Annotated in this window: 20 protein-coding genes and 1 other annotated feature; of the genes, 2 read left to right on the top strand and 18 right to left on the bottom strand. The window is 31.1% G+C overall.

Annotated elements, in window-relative coordinates; translation table 11 throughout:
* Window positions 1–10: 10 nt before the first annotated feature.
* The 16 genes from udk to mnmA all read right to left on the bottom strand — a co-directional run bounded on the left by udk (window position 11) and on the right by mnmA (window position 15,454).
* Window positions 11–634: a uridine kinase gene (udk, locus tag BN1865_RS06180; protein ID WP_050636379.1), complete on the bottom strand. Its 624-nt coding sequence runs from the start codon at window positions 632–634 to the stop codon at window positions 11–13.
* On the bottom strand, window positions 631–1,878 hold the full coding sequence (locus BN1865_RS06175; RefSeq protein ID WP_050636378.1) for a peptidase U32 family protein: 1,248 nt from the start codon (window positions 1,876–1,878) through the stop codon (window positions 631–633). The genes udk and BN1865_RS06175 overlap by 4 nt, the downstream gene beginning before the upstream one ends.
* A complete protein-coding gene (locus tag BN1865_RS06170; RefSeq protein ID WP_050636377.1) occupies window positions 1,853–2,785 on the bottom strand; it encodes a peptidase U32 family protein in 933 nt (310 codons plus the stop codon). Before BN1865_RS06170 ends, BN1865_RS06175 begins: the two co-directional genes overlap by 26 nt.
* On the bottom strand, window positions 2,782–3,390 hold the full coding sequence (locus tag BN1865_RS06165; RefSeq protein ID WP_050636376.1) for an O-methyltransferase: 609 nt from the start codon (window positions 3,388–3,390) through the stop codon (window positions 2,782–2,784). Before BN1865_RS06165 ends, BN1865_RS06170 begins: the two co-directional genes overlap by 4 nt.
* Window positions 3,378–4,457, bottom strand: a complete 1,080-nt coding sequence (mltG, locus tag BN1865_RS06160) for an endolytic transglycosylase MltG (protein ID WP_050636375.1) — start codon at window positions 4,455–4,457, stop codon at window positions 3,378–3,380. The genes BN1865_RS06165 and mltG overlap by 13 nt, the downstream gene beginning before the upstream one ends.
* A gap of 143 nt (window positions 4,458–4,600) precedes the next feature.
* Window positions 4,601–5,686, bottom strand: coding sequence for a lactonase family protein (locus BN1865_RS06155; protein ID WP_050636374.1), 1,086 nt, complete (start codon window positions 5,684–5,686; stop codon window positions 4,601–4,603).
* A 79-nt stretch (window positions 5,687–5,765) separates the two neighbouring features.
* Window positions 5,766–6,161 carry a DUF1292 domain-containing protein gene (locus BN1865_RS06150; RefSeq protein ID WP_050636373.1) on the bottom strand — a complete coding sequence of 132 codons (396 nt, stop codon included), beginning with the start codon at window positions 6,159–6,161 and terminating at the stop codon, window positions 5,766–5,768.
* A gap of 1 nt (window position 6,162) precedes the next feature.
* The gene (gene ruvX, locus BN1865_RS06145; protein WP_050636372.1) at window positions 6,163–6,585 is read right to left on the bottom strand and encodes a Holliday junction resolvase RuvX; all 423 of its coding nucleotides are present in this window, start codon (window positions 6,583–6,585) and stop codon (window positions 6,163–6,165) included.
* Window positions 6,585–6,842, bottom strand: coding sequence for an IreB family regulatory phosphoprotein (locus BN1865_RS06140; protein WP_028044021.1), 258 nt, complete (start codon window positions 6,840–6,842; stop codon window positions 6,585–6,587). Before BN1865_RS06140 ends, ruvX begins: the two co-directional genes overlap by 1 nt.
* A gap of 66 nt (window positions 6,843–6,908) precedes the next feature.
* Window positions 6,909–9,518: an alanine--tRNA ligase gene (gene alaS, locus BN1865_RS06135; RefSeq protein ID WP_050636371.1), complete on the bottom strand. Its 2,610-nt coding sequence runs from the start codon at window positions 9,516–9,518 to the stop codon at window positions 6,909–6,911.
* Window positions 9,519–9,555: 37 nt separating this feature from the next.
* Window positions 9,556–9,753, bottom strand: a binding site (T-box leader).
* A gap of 62 nt (window positions 9,754–9,815) precedes the next feature.
* A complete protein-coding gene (locus BN1865_RS06130) occupies window positions 9,816–10,769 on the bottom strand; it encodes a Na/Pi cotransporter family protein (protein WP_050636370.1) in 954 nt (317 codons plus the stop codon).
* Window positions 10,770–10,866: 97 nt separating this feature from the next.
* On the bottom strand, window positions 10,867–11,733 hold the full coding sequence (locus BN1865_RS06125; RefSeq protein WP_232780342.1) for an AI-2E family transporter: 867 nt from the start codon (window positions 11,731–11,733) through the stop codon (window positions 10,867–10,869).
* A 35-nt stretch (window positions 11,734–11,768) separates the two neighbouring features.
* Window positions 11,769–11,897 (bottom strand): hypothetical protein, encoded by a 129-nt coding sequence (locus BN1865_RS18930; protein WP_255351752.1) that lies wholly within the window; start codon window positions 11,895–11,897, stop codon window positions 11,769–11,771.
* A 51-nt stretch (window positions 11,898–11,948) separates the two neighbouring features.
* A complete protein-coding gene (locus BN1865_RS18335) occupies window positions 11,949–12,086 on the bottom strand; it encodes a hypothetical protein (protein ID WP_155849107.1) in 138 nt (45 codons plus the stop codon).
* Between the two features lie 39 nt (window positions 12,087–12,125).
* A complete protein-coding gene (gene recD2, locus BN1865_RS06120) occupies window positions 12,126–14,321 on the bottom strand; it encodes an SF1B family DNA helicase RecD2 (protein WP_050636369.1) in 2,196 nt (731 codons plus the stop codon).
* Window positions 14,321–15,454 (bottom strand): tRNA 2-thiouridine(34) synthase MnmA, encoded by a 1,134-nt coding sequence (mnmA, locus tag BN1865_RS06115; RefSeq protein WP_050636368.1) that lies wholly within the window; start codon window positions 15,452–15,454, stop codon window positions 14,321–14,323. Before mnmA ends, recD2 begins: the two co-directional genes overlap by 1 nt.
* Before the next feature lie 132 nt (window positions 15,455–15,586).
* Here mnmA and BN1865_RS06110 point away from each other — a divergent pair, with 132 nt between their 5' ends.
* Window positions 15,587–16,063 carry a hypothetical protein gene (locus BN1865_RS06110; RefSeq protein ID WP_050636367.1) on the top strand — a complete coding sequence of 159 codons (477 nt, stop codon included), beginning with the start codon at window positions 15,587–15,589 and terminating at the stop codon, window positions 16,061–16,063.
* 69 nt (window positions 16,064–16,132) lie between these two features.
* Here the strand turns inward: BN1865_RS06110 and BN1865_RS06105 are convergent, their stop codons facing one another.
* Both BN1865_RS06105 and BN1865_RS06100 read right to left on the bottom strand, forming a co-directional pair.
* Entirely contained in the window at window positions 16,133–17,053 is a 921-nt protein-coding gene (locus BN1865_RS06105) for an ROK family protein (protein ID WP_050636366.1), read from the bottom strand.
* Window positions 17,054–17,113: 60 nt separating this feature from the next.
* The gene (locus tag BN1865_RS06100) at window positions 17,114–18,088 is read right to left on the bottom strand and encodes an RluA family pseudouridine synthase (RefSeq protein WP_050636365.1); all 975 of its coding nucleotides are present in this window, start codon (window positions 18,086–18,088) and stop codon (window positions 17,114–17,116) included.
* Between the two features lie 235 nt (window positions 18,089–18,323).
* On the opposite strand from BN1865_RS06100, the gene BN1865_RS06095 reads away from it, so the two are divergent.
* A complete protein-coding gene (locus BN1865_RS06095; RefSeq protein WP_050636364.1) occupies window positions 18,324–18,851 on the top strand; it encodes an NUDIX hydrolase in 528 nt (175 codons plus the stop codon).
* Window positions 18,852–18,870: the final 19 nt, after the last annotated feature.

Genomic DNA, 18,870 nt, shown 5'->3' with positions numbered 1-18,870 from the left:
GATTTTATTTCTAATCAACAATACTTTTTATTTTTGTAATTAATAAATCAACAGCCACACGATTACTTCCACCCTCTGGAATAATAATATGAGCATATTTTTTAGAAGGTTCGATAAACTGTTCATGCATGGGTCTTACTGTATTCATATACTGATTACAAACAGACTCAACACTTCTTCCACGTTCCTCCGTGTCTCTTCTTAAACGTCTAATAAAACGAATATCGCTATCTGTGTCTACATAAACAAGTATATCACATAGCTCTCTAATCCGTTCTTCAGCTAAAACAAAGATCCCCTCAAGAATAATCACATCTCTTCCTTCAATTGTTTCTGTAATGTGACTACGATTATGTTGTGTATAATCGTATGTTGGTTTATGTATTGTTTCTTTGTTTTTTAATTTCTTTAAATGATCTACTAATAAATCTGTATCAAAAGCCAAAGGATGATCATAATTTGTTTGAGTTCTTTCTTCATATGTTAAATCACTCTGATCTTTATAATAATCATCCTGTTTCAATATTTTCACTTTGTGATTTCCTTTAAAAGCATCATATAATTGTTGTGCAATTGATGTTTTTCCTGATGCACTTCCCCCAGCAATTCCAATAATAATGGCTTGTTCTTTCATCGTATAACCTTCCTTCCCATATCATTTGGTAAGATTTCTTCATCAATTTGGACATATAAGACTTCCATTGGATGATTTGCTACCTCTATACTTTCTTTATCTTCATTATAAAGTTTTTCTACAGTAAAGAAAAGATTAGGATGATGTGGTGAAAAAATTTCTATTTTATCGCCTACTTTAAAATAATTACGTTGTTCAATTTTTGCCAAATGCTCCTGTTTATCATATTCTAAAACACGCATGACAAATTCTTGGGTAGGATGCTCATCTCGCATATAAAACAACTGTTCCTCTTGACTTGGATGATCATAGAAAAAACCTTGACATAAAGCACGATTGGCTGCTTTAAGTAATTCATCACGATAACTTTCATTTTGTTGAAAATGATCGGGATCTTCACAATAAGCATCAATAAGCTTACGATAAGTTGAAACAACTGTTGCAATATAATGTAAAGATTTCATTCTCCCTTCAATCTTAAAAGAATCAACACCCAATTCAATCAATTCTCCAATATGATCAATCAAAGACATATCTTTACTCGACATGCTAAAAGGCATATCATCTTCATGATTAACAAGTTCACCATTTTGGTACAAATCATAGTACCAGCGACAAGATTGTGAACAGCCTCCACGATTCGCATCACGACGGCTTAAATAATTTGATAACATACATCTACCAGAATAATGGATACACATTGCACCATGTATAAAATACTCTATATCAACAGGTGCATATTCCATAATTGTCTTTAAATCCTCATAAGTGACCTCACGCCCTAAAACAACACGATCCATTCCCATATTCTGATAAAACTCAATTGCTTTTAAATTAAGCGTCGATAACTGAGTGGAAACATGAACTTCTAAATTTAAGTTCATTTCCTTAGCAATTGTCATAATATAGGGATCAGCAACAATAATAGCCGTTACACCAATTTGATCAAGTGTTCTTAAATATTCCTGAATGCCTTGTAAGTTATCCTGATGTAAGATAATATTACATGTCACATGAATATGTGCCCCATACTTTTTAGCAAACGCAACACCTGCTGCAATATCTTCAATTGAAAAATTAGAAGCCTGTGAACGAAGTGAAAATTCTTTACCACCTACAAATACCGCATCAGCTCCGTACATAATAGCAACCTTAAGTTTTTCTAAATTTCCAGCAGGAGCAAGTAATTCTGGTTTTTTTATAATTTTTCTTTTTCCGTTAACGATTTGACTCACGTTTCTCATTATCCATCTTCCTCATATCTTCTAATTTATAAACAGTCTGATCAAATAAAAAGCCACGATCCAATGGTGTATTTAAATGATACAATAAATTCATATATTCTTTTACATCTCGATTATATGTTCCTTTTTCATAACTCTTCAAAGCATCACTATATAAAGAGGCAATCTCAATAGCTTCGTTTTCACTCATCATCAGTGTTTCAATATAAAGATAATCAAAATCATGAATATGATTGAATAAATCTAAAGTATATAATCGACTATCAGAAAAGATATGTGTCCCTTTACGATCTTCAAAAATTCTAAACAAATATTGTGAATCCTTTGCTTTTAATGATAAATGATTTTGCCCATGAACTTCAAATTGGAGCGATGATGCTTCCTGATAATTTGTTAATAATGCTCGCTTACTGGCAGCAATATATTCAACGCCATGAGCATGTAACATAAGTGGCATCTTCACTTCTTTTAAAATCGTCAGTTGTTCTTCTAAAGGAATCACACGTGATAAAAAAGCACTTGTCACACCTTGTTTTTCTAATACATTTAAAGTATTTGCATTTGTATTCAATGTCTCAGGAGCATACATCATATCAAATGAATAATGCTTTTCTTTAACCATTTGTAAAACACCAAAATCTTGAAATACTAAACCATGAATAGATAGTAAAGACAAGTTTTCTAAATAGTTTTGTAAACTCTCAATTTCATGCTGATCGTATAATGCATTAACAGCAACATAAAACTGACACTTTGGATATTGCTTTGTCAATTCTGCAATTTCTTCAAGTGCAAAATGATAGGGACAATGAAAAGAATGTTCCCCACCCAATATAAAAATATCAATTCCCATATCTATATAATCATATAATCTCTGTTTTTCATTAAGTGATAATACTATTTTCATTTATTTTCCTTTCTTTTAATCACACAAATGCCATCACCAACAGCATAGTAATTCACATCAAAATCCTCATGATTAAAAATCCAATCTTTAAATCTTTTAATTTTCTTAACCAATTGTTTTGTATTTCTATTTTTAATATGGTCAATATCAAAAATCATACCATGAAAATCTAAATTATCAACAATAATGATTCCTTTTTCTTTTACAAAAGGAACATACTTCTCAAAGAACTTTTGATATTGCGCTTTCGCTGCATCTATAAATAAACAATCATAAGGCTGATTTTTTAATAAATCAGTATCTAATATCAAAGCATCTTCATGATATAAATTAATTTGTGAAGAAAGTTCGCGTTTTTCAATATTTTCAAGAGCTTCCTGATAACGTTCATTATCAATTTCAATACTATCAACTTTTAAACCTTCAACATGGGTTACCATCATCATTGCCGAATAGCCAATCGCAGCTCCTATTTCTAGACACGTTGTTGCATGAATCTCATTCAATTGTGCAATCAAAAAGAGGATTCCCTCTTTTTGCATAACTGGAATATGTCTTTTGAGTGCATCCTGTTCTAATTCTTCTAAATTCATTATTCTAGCCATAATCCTGCATCCTTTGCTTTTTGAACTTCTTTCATATGTTCCTCATATGTTTTAGTATAAACCACTTTGCTCTTTGTTTTATCTTGAGGATCTTTCATTGCAAAGAAAAATAGATAATCATGATGTTTATATTCAATGCATGCTTTCATTGTTGATTCAGGAATTGTACTAATAGGTCCAACAGGCAACCCAGTATATTTATATGTATTGTATTTTGAATCAATTTGAAGATGAGCTGTTGAAACATTAACACCAGTTCTTTGCCATGCATAATTAACTGTAATATCACTTTGTAAAAGTCTACCTTGATCAAGACGGTTTTTAAATACACCCGCTATCATAGGACGATCTGTCTCATCAGTTCCAGATTCTCTTTCTACAACTGAAGCAAATGATAAAAATTGATGTGGTGTCCATCCTAACTTCTGGATATCATCTTTGTAAACAGATAATTTCTTGTCCATCATATCCAAAGCCAGTTTTGTAACACTTTCTAAAGTTGGATTTTCTTCTGTAATATAATATGTTTCAGGATATAAGTATCCTTCTAAAGGATACATAATCTCTTTATTAAGAATGCTCTCGTCAATAAACCAATAATTTTTAATTAAAGATTTTAAATAATCTTGTTTTCCCCATTGTTTGATAATATCATCTTTTGATAAATCTAAAATTTCCCCAAAAGATTTAGCAACTTCTGGAATTGTATTTCCTTCCTTAATTGTTAATTTTGATTTTAAAATATATTCAAAATCTGGATCTTCTATGATTGAAAAAATCTTTGATAAGGACATATTCTTATTCAAAATATATGTATTCGCCTGTAAATTATCAAAATGATTCAATTTCAAAAATATTTTTCCACACATTTTATTATTAACAAGTCCTGCCTGATCTAATGTATCTAACATCTGTGTTGCTGATGAACCAGATTCTATTTTCACGATTACTTCTTCACTCTTTGAAGAAACAGCTGAAATACCACTGTTATAAAAAAAGAAGCTTCCTAATAACGCAACTGCTATTATGATTCCAATAACAATAAAAATGATTTTTTTATTCTTCATAAAACATCCTCCATCTTTATTATTATAAGTGATTTTACAACAATTATCAATAAAACATCTTTTTTTACAATAATTGCATTCAAAACAATCATTAATTTATCAAAAAAGATGACCTTTATTTCCTAGTCATCTTATAAGTTGCATTATTTTTTATCGTATACTCGTCCTTCAATCAAACAAACAGGTTCACCAACCGGATAATTAAAATGTGTTTCAAAAAGAACACCTTTAGACTCTTCACGTTTTAATTCATAAGTTTCTAAAGTTCCACCTTTTTGTGAAGCAACAATCAGCCAACGATCATCAACCATAATCATAGCTCTTGGATTCTCATCTGTATCTACAAATTCAATGTATTCCAATTTTCCTGTTTCCTGATTCACTTCAAAGACACCAACAGAATCATGTCCACGATTAGAAGCAAATAAATAATCACCAGATTGTGATAAAACAATATCTCCAGCTAAACTTTCTTTAGCAAATTCATCTTTTGGATATGTATCTACTTCCTGTACAAAAGTAAACTGAGCATTATCATATCGATAAACACAGACTGTATTAGAAAGTTCATTAAGAACATAAGCAAATTGTCCATTTGGCGAAAAAACAATTTTCTTTGGTCCAGAACCTGGTTTCATTTTGAATGTATTTTCTTCATCTCTTGTCAATTTTCCTTTTTCACCAATAGTATAAACAACAATTTCATCTGTTCCCAAATCACAGACAACCATTCTTTGATGATCAGGTGTTTCATCAATAAAATGAGGATGTGGTTCACTCTGACGTTTTGGATCAATACTATGACCCTCATGTTTAATACATTGTGTGACCTTAACAATTTTTTGTTTAAGAATAGGAATTGTCACAACTTCACCATTATAATAATCTACAGCATAAGCAAAAGTTCTATCCTCATTCACATAAGAATCCATATATGTTTTTCCTTGATAATAAACTTTACCAGCTAATCCAAATTGTAAATCCATTGTTGCATATTGCCATAATCCACCATCTGTATTACGTCCAGTATTGTTTTTATAACATACATAAATAAAACGTTCACGTTTAAAAATAGCTGTTGGATTTGTCATAGATTTATAAAATTTCTTTTTAATTAATTCACCATTATCAATATCCAAATGAAATACATACATTCCTCTTGTCAAATGATTTCCATAACTTCCTACAAATATTGGTTTTACATGTCTTGTTGGAAAAAATAACCCCATCTTTAAAATCCTCCTTAATACTTTTTATATTATTTCATATTTATATGAATTTTGTATAAACAAAGAAAGGTAACTCTCGTTACCCTTTGTTACGACAACAACATTCATGATCTTCATCATCATGACCTTCACCATGACAACACTCATGATCTTCACTATCATGACCTTCACCATGACAGCATTCATGATCTGCATCACCATTATGACAACATGTATGTTCTGTTTCCTCTTCTTCATCTTCAGCTAGAAAACTATTAAAGACTTCTTCAATCATTTCCCATTCCTCAGGTGTTTCAACTGGATATAAACGTCCCTCATCATCATAAATTGATGAATAAACTTGAGGTTCTTCAATTGTTGCATCATAATATAAAACATATTTTTTCTCAGTTTCATCACTTTCAAAAGTAAATAAAACATCAAATTCTAATTCATTACCATTATCATCAATAACTTGTATTTTATTTGCGTCCATATTATCTCCTTTGACCATCTAAATAACCCTGTAAAATTTGTATAGCTGCCATTTTATCAATGACTTGCTTTCTTTTTTTTCTTGACACATCAGCAAAAATCAACTGGTTTTCAGCAATGACAGTTGTTAATCTCTCATCAACCAAAATAACTTCTACATCCATCATTTTCTCAAGTCGTTCTTTAAAATCAATAGAGATTTGTGCACGCTCGCCCAAATCTCCATTCATATGTTTAGGAAGCCCAAGAACAATAGTATGAATGTTATTTTGTTGAACAATTTCTTTCACATGATAAGCCGCACTTTTATAATGATTTTCTTTAAAGTGATATGTCTCGACTCCATGAGCAATCATTCCCAAAGCGTCACTCATAGCAATTCCACATGTTCTTGATCCTAAATCTAATCCCAATATTTTTTCCACTATTTAGACTCCAAGTAAAACTTAACAAGTTCCTCAATAATTTCATCACGATCAATCTGCTGAATAATTGAACGTGCCCCCTTATGACTTGAAATATAAGCAGGGTCATTAGAAATCAAATATCCAGCTATTTGATGGACTGCATTATATCCTCTTTCATCCAAGGCTTGAGAAACTGTCATTAAATTTGCATGAATGACTTCTCTTTTAATCTCTTCTGAATTAAATAGACGTGTTTGAGTAAAATCTTTTGCCATAGCACATACCTCCTGTCTATATAATCCATATTACACCATATTGCTCAAAATTGCTAGTAAAAGTGCTTAGAAACATTGTTTTATTTGCTCAATAGCTAATTCTATTTTGTCTAATGCACTACATCCTCCTTGGGCAAAGTCAGGCTTTCCGCCACCTCTACCACCAGTCACTTCATTGATCATTTTGATATAGTTACCAGCTTTATGTCCATTCTTGACCATAGAAGGTGTTAATCCGACAAAATAAGATACTTTACCTTCATATTCACTAACTAAAATAATCATTCCATTTTGCAGTTGATCACGCAATTCAAATGTGATTTGTTTAGCAGTTGCATTATCTTTATTTTCACTGACATATAAGAATTGTACACCATTTATCTCTTCTATATTCTTTGTTTTTTCTTTTGCTTCAATACTATTGAGTTTATCTAAGTATTGATCACGTTCTTTTTTCAAAAGTGCTGTCTCTTCAATAAAATGTGTTACTTTTTCTACCAATTCAGCTTTATTTTTAATTTTCAATAAATCACTGATTGTTTGCAGCGTTTCTTCATTTTTCTTTAAAGCCAAATAAGCATTTTGAGCAGTCACAGCCTCAATACGTCTCACCCCAGAACCAACGCTTTCTTCACTTTCAATCTTAAACAAACCAATTTGAGCACTATTAGAAACATGACATCCACCACATAATTCTTTTGAATAATCACCAACACTGACAACTCTCACTTCATCACCATATTTTTCATCAAAAAGTGCCATTGCTCCTGAATTCATTGCTTCTTCTTTACTCATTAACTCAATTGTTACATTTAATCCATTAAAAATTTGTTCATTCACTTGATCTTCTACTTGACGAATTTCTTGATCTGTCATCTTTTGAGGATGGGTAAAGTCAAAACGTAATCTTTGTGCATCAACATATGAACCTGCTTGTGAGACATGGTCACCTAATACATTTTTTAATGCTTTTTGTAATAAGTGTGTAGCAGTATGATTATTTTGAATAGAAGCACGTTTTTGTATATCTACATATAATGTCAACTGATCTCCCACTTTGACACTTCCCTTAGATACTTTAATGACATGTAAATGTTGAAGATGAGGTGCTTTACTAACATAAGTCACAGCTAGTGCTGTTGTATCATTTGACATTGTTCCTACATCAGCACACTGTCCTCCCATTTCAGCATAGAATGTTGTCTGATCTAAAATAATTTCACCTTGAGATGTAATTTCTTCACATTTGACACCATCTATAAATGTAGCAGTAACAGTTGCCTGAATTGGTGTAGGATCATAATAAAATGTACTTGGTGTTTCAAAAGCCATTAAATCAGGTTTTTGTGAAGACATTGATTCAACATCACCACGAGCATTTCTTGCACGCTCCTGTTGTGCTTTCATCTCTTTTTTAAATCCTTCTTCATCCACACTAAAGCCAGATTCTTCAGCAATTTCAACTGTCAATTCTAATGGGAAACCATATGTATCATATAATTTAAAAGCATCTTTGCCAGCTAATTGCTTTGTTTGAGATTTTTCTAACATCTGATTTAATAATTTTTCACCATTTGATAATGTTTTATGGAAAGCTTCTTCTTCTTTTTTGACTAAACCACTCACATAATCTGCTTTTACTGGTAAATAATCATAAAAGTCTTTCATTATTTGGGCAACAACATAAACAAGTTCATACATAAAAGAGTGATTGATTCCTATTTTCTTACCATAGCGCACAGCTCTTCTTAAAATACGTCTTAAAACATATCCACGTCCAGCATTATCAAACAATGCCCCATCACTTAATGCAAAAGTGACAGTACGAATATGATCAGCAATAACACGATAGGCCATTTTATTATCTTCATATTTAACTTGGGCCATTTCTTCAGTCGCATGGATAATTGGTAAGAAGAAATCAGTATCAAAATTCGTTTCACCGCCTTGAATAATGCTGACTAATCTTTCTAAGCCCATTCCTGTATCGATATTCTTTTGTGGTAATTCTTTATATTCTTTTCGATCAATTGCTGGGTTACAATCATATTGTGAAAAAACAACATTCCAAACTTCAATATAACGATCATTTTCTAATTCTTCAAAAAATAACTTTTCACCTAAACCATCAGGATCATATTTTTCACCACGATCATAAAAAATTTCAGAATCCGGTCCTCCAGGACCTTCTCCAATCTCCCAAAAATTCCCGTCTGTTTTTAAAATATGACTCGGATCCACATGACACACTTCTGTCCAAATGCGATAAGCTTCTTCATCATCAGTATAAACAGTGATATAAAGTTTATCTTTATCAAATCCTATCCATTCTTCACTCGTTAAAAATTCCCATGCAAAAGGAATAGCTTCCTCTTTAAAATAATCACCAATTGAAAAATTCCCTAACATTTCAAAAAAAGTATGATGTCTAGCTGTTTTTCCAACATTCTCAATATCATTCGTACGAATTGATTTTTGAGCATTCACAATACGATGACAAGCAGGTGTTTCACTACCATCAAAATATTTCTTTAATGCAGCAACACCAGCATTAATCCAAAGTAATGTAGGATCATTGTGGGGAATTAATGATGCGCCAGGTTCTACCATATGTCCTTTTGACTTAAAATAATCTAAAAACATTTGTCTTACTTGATTTCCAGTTAACTGTTTCATAAATATCCTCCTTTACAAAATAAAAAAGTCATTCCTTGCAAGGAACGACTATATCGCGGTACCATCCTTATTCATAATCAAATGACTATGCTCTCTAAGTCGATAACGCTGACTATGCGTTGATGTTTTCATCACTCTCCAAAGTAGCTTTCTTTATATTTCCTTGGAAATTTCCACCAACCATTTCCTCTCTATCAAGAAAAACATAAATACTCTTCTTTTTCAACGATTTGACTCATGTATTATAACCAATTTATTTGAAAAAATCAACATAAAAGATAAATCATCAAATACTTATCAATATTTTTTGATAGGTTTATCTGGACATAATTTATAAATCAGTTTTAAAATCAAACGATCAATTCCTATAAAAATAACAACTGTCACAACATTGAACAAAGTATGCATATTTGCAATTTGACGCATTGGCTCACAGGGTGTCCAACTGGCAACAAATGAAATGATTGGAGTCACAAGACAAATAGTCATAAAGAAAGATGTTCCCATAACATTAAATAATAGATGAAACAATGCCAATCGTTTGGCATTACGATTTCCTGATAAAGAAGCTAAAAAAGCAGTCATACAGGTTCCAATATCAAATCCCATTAAAAAATAGACTGCCTGTGAAAAAGGGACAAGACCTTGCATAGCAAGGGTTTGTAATATACCAATAGAAGCTGATGAACTTTGAATAATAGCAGTTAAAATCGTTCCAGCAAACACTGCCAACAGAGGATTTGATAAAGCCATCATAAAATGTAAAAAAGTAACTGATGTTTGCAAAGGGATCATTGATTGCGCCATAATATTCAATCCCATAAATAACATTCCAATTCCAGTTATAATTTCACCATAACGCTGTATTGTTTGCTGTGTAAAAAAAACAATCATCACAACCCCAACAATAGCAAGAACAGGTGCGATAGTTCCTAATTTTAAAGCTATCATCTGACCAGTTATAGTTGTGCCAATATTTGCTCCCATGACAACCCAAATAGCTCTTTTAAGGCTCATGAGTTTCGCATTGACAAAGCCAATCAGCATCACTGTCATAGCCGATGAACTTTGCATAACACAAGTTAATAACATGCCTATCATAATAGCTTTTATCTTATGATTTGTTAATTTTTCTAAAATCGTTTCCAATTGACCACCAGCCAATTCTTCTAATCCTTCTGACATCATATTCATTCCATATAAAAACAATGCCAGACCACCAAATAAGCCAAGAATATCTTCTGTTTTCATAATCCACCTCTTCTCCTTCTATTATAAGAAAGCAAAACAAAAGAAATGGTAAAAACAAGCAAAAAACAGGATTTTCATCCTGTCATCTTGTCTTATTTTATTCTTTATAAACGATTTGTTTGACTTTTGAAAAAACATTGAGATTTTTTAGCAATTCTAATATCAGAATACTATATGATAGTAATAATGGTGAAAAAATCATCCCTACGATGCCAAAAAGATCACCAAAAAAAGTTAAAGCAATAAATAGTGGGATAGGATGCAATCGAATACATTTAGAAAACAAATAGGGCTGAAGATACGATGATTCAATATATTGTAATACAACAACTGCAATAAAAGCAGCATAGCCTAGTTGAGGATGAATAAAATATTCATAAATGACTACAGGTATTCCCCCAATATAGGGACCAATATAGGGAATTAAATTTGTAATAGATAGAAATATTGCTATCCAGATAGCTATTTTTTCATCAATAAAAAAGAAAGGAATTAAACACATTATGAAGAAGAAAACAAAATCTAAAAGCATTGATTTAATAAATTGATAGGTAATTAATTTTAATCGTTTTAAAGTTTGCATACAATGTCCTTGTTTTTCAAAAGGCAGATAAATAATGATCTTTTCAATGAGATGTAAATTATCATAAGACAGATAAAAAGAAATACCCATAGCTAATAAAATATTTGTTACCCAATAGAATAGAGATTGTGTCCAATCATTTAGTATTTCAATTAAATAATCAATCACTTGATATTGTTCTAAAAATTGAATAATGGTAGAAAAAATAGGATTTAATTTCATTGATCCATTACAAAACTGATTATAAAATCTTAAACATTGGTTCAAAATATAAGGAGCAACAAAATAACATCCAATGATAAAAAAGAGAGATAATGATAAATAGATATGAACAACAACAACTTTTCTACTTAATCTTTCATTACTAAAATAATTAATCATTGGATCTAATAAAAAATGAAAAAATAAAGCAATAATTAAAGGAAAAAAAGATTAAAAATATAACATAACAAATTACCAATTTGAAACAAAGTAAAAACATAGTACAACAAAATAGCACAAATACTCAATATGATTAAGTTTTTAGCAAGATCAACTTTACTCATTAGACAACCTCCCAGATAAGAAAAGGACTGCACATCAGTCCTTTGTACTTCTTAAAGTTGTTCTTTAATAGCCTTTTTTGCTTTATGAACTGTATGTTCAATATCATCAGCACAAGGCATATCACTCATCATAATCATTGCGGCAGCAACAATTCCTGCTGAGAAAAAAGCAACTGCTAATTTAGACATCGTGTCTCACTCCTTCAAAAGTACATTCTTAGTATGTCCTTAATCCATGAAATCATACGGAGAAATTGACTCTGTCTCACACATTTTCTCAGTTAATGTTGTTCTTCTTTTTTCATCATGATTATTTGCAATCCCATATTGAAAAAAGTGGTGATTTCCTAAGATAAACAATGATTGTTTTGCTCTTGTTAATCCTGTATAAATCAAATTTTTTCTTAACATAATATAATAATCTTTTAAAACAGGCATAATCACAATTTTAAACTCATTTCCTTGTGATTTATGAATACTCATACAATAAGCATGTGTTATCGTATAAAAATCATTGGCTGTATATTCAACATATGTTCCATCAAAATCAACAATCAATGTATCAGTGAGATATTCAAAATTATCTTTATAACAAATTTCTACCAGAACACCAATATCACCATTAAAAACATTATCTTCAATACGATTTTTTAATTGTAATACTTTATCACCCTCACGATAAATTCTTTTGCCTACACGCAATTCATTTTTAAAGCCATCGCTAGGATTCAATAAATCCTGTAAACAATCATTTATTGCATCAATACCCGCAACTCCATTATACATGGGTGCTAAGACTTGAATATCATTTGCATCGTAGCCTTCTTCCATTGCTTTAGAAACAAGAATTTTGACATATTGGACAACATCATAAGAAGCACATGTCTGAAAATGAATATCTTTATATTGAAAGAAAAGATTCTCATCATATTCATCATTACGAATACTATGTGCCAATTGGATAATTCCACTTTCTTGTGATTGTCGATAAATATGATCAAGACGAACTGTTGGAATCTTATTGCACTCCAATAAATCTTTTAAGACGTGACCTGGTGCAACTGAAGGAAGCTGCTGATCATCTCCAATTAATAAGATTTTATTCACTCTTCGAGATGCTGATAATAAATTTGAAAATAATAATGAATCTACCATTGAAAATTCATCTATTACTAATAAATCAACGTCTAATGGATTTTGTGCATTAACAGCAAATGTATTGGTATGTAAATCCCATTTCAAAAGACGATGAATGGTACTTGCTTCTAAGCCAGTCACTTCACTTAAACGTTTAGATGCCCTTCCAGTAGGTGCTACTAAAGCAATTCTTTGATCCGGATTTAACTGAGCATACAATTTGATAATGGCTTCTACAATGGTTGTTTTTCCAGTACCAGGACCACCTGTTAAAATCATAGCTGATTGCTGTAAAAATAAATGAATCGCATCTTTTTGTAAATTATCATAAGTAATAGATAATGTTTTTTCTAATGATAAAAGTGACTGATTGATTTCTTCTTCGTCATAGTCATTCAAAGGCGCATCTAGCCATCTTTGAAATGTTTGAGATATAATCATTTCACTTTCATAAAGATCACTCGGATAATATTTTTCAATATTCTGAATAATCTTTTCTTCTTCTATGAGTTCACTAAGATATTCATCAAATTGTTCATAAGATATATTAGGAATAAAACGATGAAATCGTTTATACATAATATCATATTCATGATAAGTACTTCCATCTTGGAAGCATGCTTCTTTTAAGGCATAAAGAATAGCCGCCTTTATACGATGTTCATCTAAAGGATCAACACCTATTTTCAAAGCCAAATCATCAGCTGTTTTAAAACCAATCCCATCAATATCATCAATGAGCTGGTAAGGATTGTTTTGGAGAATATCTAATGTATGTTCCTGATAAACCGCTTGAATCAATGCCAAATGCTTAGTACTAATTCCATGCCCCATAAAGAAAGATAAAACTTCCTGATCAAAATCCTGTGAAGATAAGACTTCGGCAATTGTTTCTCTTTTCTTTTCATTCATTCCACGCACTTGATCTAAAACATGCTTATCTTCTTTAATTTTATTCAAAGCATCTTTGCCCAATACTTCAACAATAGCCGTTGCCTGTTTTTCTCCTACTCCCTTAAATAAAGGACTAGATAAATAGCGAATGATTTCACTTTCATCATCCGCTAATATAATTTCATAAGACTGGATTTGAAATTGTTTTCCATATTTAGGATGGATTATATAATCTCCCTGGAAATGATACTTATCTTGTGGATTAACATAACTCATATATCCAGTTGCTAGAATCGGTTTATCTTCCTGTTCACTATCAATAACACAAACAATAAATTTTGTTTCCTCACTATAGAAACGAACTTGCTTAATAATTCCTGTATATTCTAGCATTATAAGTATGTAATCTCCTCATTATTTTTATAAACCTTTTCAATTGTTCCTCCACCTAAACAAATATCACCTTGATAAAAGACTGCAGCCTGTCCAGGTGTAACAGCTTTAATTGGATTCTTAAAAGTCACATAAACAGTTGTTTCATCAACAAAACGAATCGTTACATCATTATCTTTTTGACGATATCTGAATTTAGCACTACAAGCTAACTCACCTTCTGGCTTCATACTTGAAATCCAATTCACATCAGTAATCAGTGCACCTTCACTCATAAGCCAATCATTTTGATCACCTTGACATACATATAGGATATTTTGTCCATACTCTTTTCCAACAACAAACCATGCATCACCAGGACCACCAATATTTAAACCTTTTCTTTGACCAATTGTGTAATACATAATCCCTTGATGAACACCAACGACTTTTTTTGTTTGAATATCAACCATTTGTCCTGATTTTGCAGGAATATAATTTTTTAAGAATTCTCTAAAATCCCTTTCACCAATGAAACAAATACCTGTACTATCTTTTTTATGAGCAACTGGCAATTGTAAATCTTCAGCAATTTTTCGCACTTCTGGCTTTGTTAATTCACCAATTGGAAATAAAGATGCTTTTAATTGTGATTGATTTAATTGACATAAAAAATATGTCTGGTCTTTATTATTATCGATTCCTCTCAACATGATTGAATCTTGTGTTCCATGATGTTCTACACGAGCATAATGTCCCGTTGCAATATAATCGGCATCAATAGATTTTGCATAATCTAAAAAAGCTTTAAACTTTATATGTTTATTACAAAGGATATCAGGATTTGGTGTTCTGCCTTTGGCATACTCTTCTAAAAAGTAAGTAAAAACATGATCCCAATATTCTTTAATGAAATCAACGCGACGAATTTCAATTCCTAAATGCTCAGCTACCTTTTTGGCATCATTATAATCTTCTTCCTGAGGGCAAATATCATTATCATTCGTTGGATTTCCTAATATATCATTATTAAGCGAAGAATCCCAGTTACGCATAAAGACTCCAATAACCTCATATCCCTGCTCTTTTAATAAGTAAGCAGCAACCGCACTATCAACACCACCGCTTAAACCTAAGACAACTCTTTCTTTCATAAACACCCTCCTTATTGCCTCTTTATTCTATCACTTTCCTATCGTATTATAAAGGGAAAATTCGACACTCTTTAAAAATATTTACACTTCATTTTGAAATCATGTATAATAATAAAAACGAGGTAAAATACAATGATATATCCAATTAATGAAACAAAAAACATCTTAATGAAAATGACCCAAGATAAAATGGATGCTTATGCTCTAGTCAATGCTTTTTATTTCTTTTTAGATATTGATATAGAATGTGACAGCTGTGATTTTCTTGTTGAAGCCCATCCAGGACATAAATATAATCCCCTTACAAATGAATATGGTGAAGAAAAACTGGTCTTATCTTTAACAAGACAATTCAAACTGGATTATGAATCTGAATATCATCAGACATCATTAAATATTTATTTTGAAATGACTCCTTATTTTGATAAATACCGTTTTAAAGAGAGTGGCATAACCTGGACCTTAATAAAGATAGCATTTAATCTTAATAAAAATTCAATTTGGGCAACAAATGATAAAAAGAAAAAACAAATCTATTATTTAATAGAAGATGTTTTAGAACATGGAAAATACGAATCTTATGATATCAATTATGAATATACTGACTAAGAAGAATCTGATTCTTCTTTTTTTATGTTAAAAAAGAGAAGACACAAGTTCTTCTCTTTCGTTCAATCATTATTTTAATTTAGACATTGGTAACATCGCAGCACCAATTGCTCCACAATCTTCCAATTCTGTTTCTAACAATGGTATGTATCCTCTCATACCTACATGGATTTTTGCATTGAATTGTTCAACTAACTTATCATAGAAATAACGTTTAGATTTCATAACCCCACCACCAACAATAAAGCAGTGTGGATCCACAGTATGAGCAATATTTGCAAACATTGTTGCAAGTTCACTAATACATTCATCAACAATTCCCTGAGCTTTTACATCACCTTCATCAGCTAATCTAAATACATCACCTGCATGAGCAACTTTATCATCACCTAGAATTTCTTTTCCTTTACGTGTGATAGCTGTTCCACTTGCTTCACCTTCAACAGCTCCTGGATTTAAATTTCCAAACTTATAACCATTGTTCTTTACAATAATATTACCAATTTCCCCAGCATGTCCTCTTCCACCTGAAACAAGTTGACCATTAACAATAAATGCTCCTCCAATTCCAGTTGAGATTGTTACATAATAACAAGTTGTTTTTCCCTTACCTGCTCCTAGTAAAGCTTCTGCAAGTCCAGCAACATTTGCATCATTATCAATAAAGACAGGCAAATTAAAGCGACTTGATAACTTCTCACAAATAGGATAATTTTCAAATCCTGGTAAATTTGTTGCCATAATCATAACACCATGTTCTGTATCAACAGGGCCTGGTACACCAATTCCAATTCCCTGGACATTTTCCAATCCTCCACAAATTGAGCAATCTAAACTTTCAATTTGTCTCATAATTTTAGAACAAACATAGTCTGGTCCTTTTTCTCTTTCTGTAGCGTCTTTCACTTCACTATATGATTTTCCATTTTCATCAACTAAAAGAGTACGAACATTTGTCCCACCTAAATCAATTCCAATATAGTATTTCATCTCTGTTCTCCTTCCCATTATTTAAATCTATTATACAATAAATATGTTCATTTTCATAGGTCATTTTTTACCAAAGATTTCATTTTTAATTTTTAGCAGATTTTGAGGCAATGGACATGTCACAACAAAATCCTGTAAATATTTCAAACAACCAATAGGTTTAACAAATTGAATCTGGTATGCATGTAAAAACTGATAATTTAAATGATATTGTTTTTTTATTTTTTTATTTAATTCAAAATCACCATACTTACTATCACCTATAATAGGATGTCCTAAACTTGCTAAATGAATACGAATTTGATGTGTACGTCCAGTAACCAATTTGACTTTTAGTAAAGAATAATCTTGATTAGCTTCTTTATTTTCAACAATTGTATGCATCATTAATGCTCCTGGGGTCTCTTTATGAACGACTCTTGATAATGATTGATCACTTTCTTTTTTCATATAACCAATTAAATCATCTGAAGGCATATAACCTTTACAAATCGTTAAATAACTCTTTTCAATACAATGACGCTTTTTAATCATTTCATTTAAATCTTGTAAAGCACGCATCGTCTTTCCAAAAATGACAATTCCACTGGTATTGCGATCAAGGCGATGAACTGGAGCTGGAGTAAATCCCAAAGATGCTTCAGGATCATATTCACCTTGTTTATAAAGATAAGTTAATACCTGATGTGATAATGTATTTAAATCTTCATTAATATCTTCATGTACCAATAATCCTGCAGGTTTTCCCACAATTAAAATATTTTCATCTTCATACAATACAGAAAATTCAATCTTTAAATCATAAATTGTCTGAGGTTGAGTATATTCCTTGAATTTATCATCATATAAAAATAATTCAACAATATCACCTTTTTGAAGAATATAATTCTCTTTAACTCTTACACCATTCACCTTAATATCTTTTTTTCTTAACATTTTATAAATCAATTGTGTAGGTGCCTGGCACAATAATTTCTTTAAATATTTATCAATTCTCTGATTTGCATGATTGTCATCTATTTCTATTTTTTTCATTTTATCACCGTCTCCTATTATACAGAATTTCTCCCAAAAAATACACAAAAATCATTTGAAAGCCTTTACAACTTTAAAATATTTGGTATAATGATATTGTTAAGTGATGTTCACTTAATCATACCCCCCTATTATCACCCTAACGTGTAAATAATAGAGAGAATGAGAAAGTATGCTCCCCCGCGTACTTTCTTTTCTTTTTGTGGTATAATAATTAACAAAAGGAGAAATGATAATGGAAAAAGAATTAAATCGAACTGTTATTTTTGATGGAAAAATCATGCAAGTTACAAAAGAAGAAGTTGAATTAGAAGATGGACATCATGCTTTTCGTGAAGTTGTTTATCATCATGGTGGTGTCTGCATTTTAGCAGTTAAAAATCATCAGATTCTGCTTGTTCAGCAATTTAGATATCCCAATCGTATTCAAACATTAGAAATTCCAGCTGGAAAACTTGAAAAAGACGAAGATACCAAAGCCTGTGCTTTTCGTGAACTAGAAGAAGAAACAAATCATCGTGCCCAAGAAATGAAATTTATAATGAAAGTTTTACCATCTCCAGGCTATACGAGTGAATGGCTTTATTTGTATGAAGCTATTGATTTCAAAGAAGTTGATGACTCACTCGAATGTGATGATGATGAATTTATTGATGTCATAAAAATGGATATCAACGAAGCCTATAAAAAAGTTTTAAATGGTGAAATCGTCGATGCTAAGACTGTCATCGCTATTATGTATGCATACACAAAAGATCTATAAGCAAATATAGATTTTTTGT

The sequence above is a fragment of the Candidatus Stoquefichus sp. SB1 genome, from assembly GCF_001244545.1.
GTDB lineage: Bacteria > Bacillota_I > Bacilli_A > Erysipelotrichales > Coprobacillaceae > Stoquefichus.
The sequence above is the reverse complement of the archived record's forward strand: the minus strand, read 5'-3'. Positions and strand labels throughout refer to the sequence as shown.

Coding starts and splice junctions, on each gene's coding strand:
- BN1865_RS06125 (WP_232780342.1), bottom strand. CDS start 11,733: ATGATTAATTATTTTAGTAATGAAAGATTAAGTAGAAAAGTTGTTGTT.
- mltG (WP_050636375.1), bottom strand. CDS start 4,457: ATGAAGAATAAAAAAATCATTTTTATTGTTATTGGAATCATAATAGCA.
- BN1865_RS06100 (WP_050636365.1), bottom strand. CDS start 18,088: ATGAAAAAAATAGAAATAGATGACAATCATGCAAATCAGAGAATTGAT.
- BN1865_RS18930 (WP_255351752.1), bottom strand. CDS start 11,897: ATGAGTAAAGTTGATCTTGCTAAAAACTTAATCATATTGAGTATTTGT.
- BN1865_RS06175 (WP_050636378.1), bottom strand. CDS start 1,878: ATGAGAAACGTGAGTCAAATCGTTAACGGAAAAAGAAAAATTATAAAA.
- BN1865_RS06110 (WP_050636367.1), top strand. CDS start 15,587: ATGATATATCCAATTAATGAAACAAAAAACATCTTAATGAAAATGACC.
- BN1865_RS06105 (WP_050636366.1), bottom strand. CDS start 17,053: ATGAAATACTATATTGGAATTGATTTAGGTGGGACAAATGTTCGTACT.
- alaS (WP_050636371.1), bottom strand. CDS start 9,518: ATGAAACAGTTAACTGGAAATCAAGTAAGACAAATGTTTTTAGATTAT.
- BN1865_RS06170 (WP_050636377.1), bottom strand. CDS start 2,785: ATGAAAATAGTATTATCACTTAATGAAAAACAGAGATTATATGATTAT.
- udk (WP_050636379.1), bottom strand. CDS start 634: ATGAAAGAACAAGCCATTATTATTGGAATTGCTGGGGGAAGTGCATCA.
- BN1865_RS06150 (WP_050636373.1), bottom strand. CDS start 6,161: ATGGACGCAAATAAAATACAAGTTATTGATGATAATGGTAATGAATTA.
- BN1865_RS18335 (WP_155849107.1), bottom strand. CDS start 12,086: ATGTCTAAATTAGCAGTTGCTTTTTTCTCAGCAGGAATTGTTGCTGCC.
- BN1865_RS06095 (WP_050636364.1), top strand. CDS start 18,324: ATGGAAAAAGAATTAAATCGAACTGTTATTTTTGATGGAAAAATCATG.
- BN1865_RS06165 (WP_050636376.1), bottom strand. CDS start 3,390: ATGGCTAGAATAATGAATTTAGAAGAATTAGAACAGGATGCACTCAAA.
- BN1865_RS06130 (WP_050636370.1), bottom strand. CDS start 10,769: ATGAAAACAGAAGATATTCTTGGCTTATTTGGTGGTCTGGCATTGTTT.
- recD2 (WP_050636369.1), bottom strand. CDS start 14,321: ATGCTAGAATATACAGGAATTATTAAGCAAGTTCGTTTCTATAGTGAG.
- mnmA (WP_050636368.1), bottom strand. CDS start 15,454: ATGAAAGAAAGAGTTGTCTTAGGTTTAAGCGGTGGTGTTGATAGTGCG.
- BN1865_RS06155 (WP_050636374.1), bottom strand. CDS start 5,686: ATGGGGTTATTTTTTCCAACAAGACATGTAAAACCAATATTTGTAGGA.
- BN1865_RS06140 (WP_028044021.1), bottom strand. CDS start 6,842: ATGGCAAAAGATTTTACTCAAACACGTCTATTTAATTCAGAAGAGATT.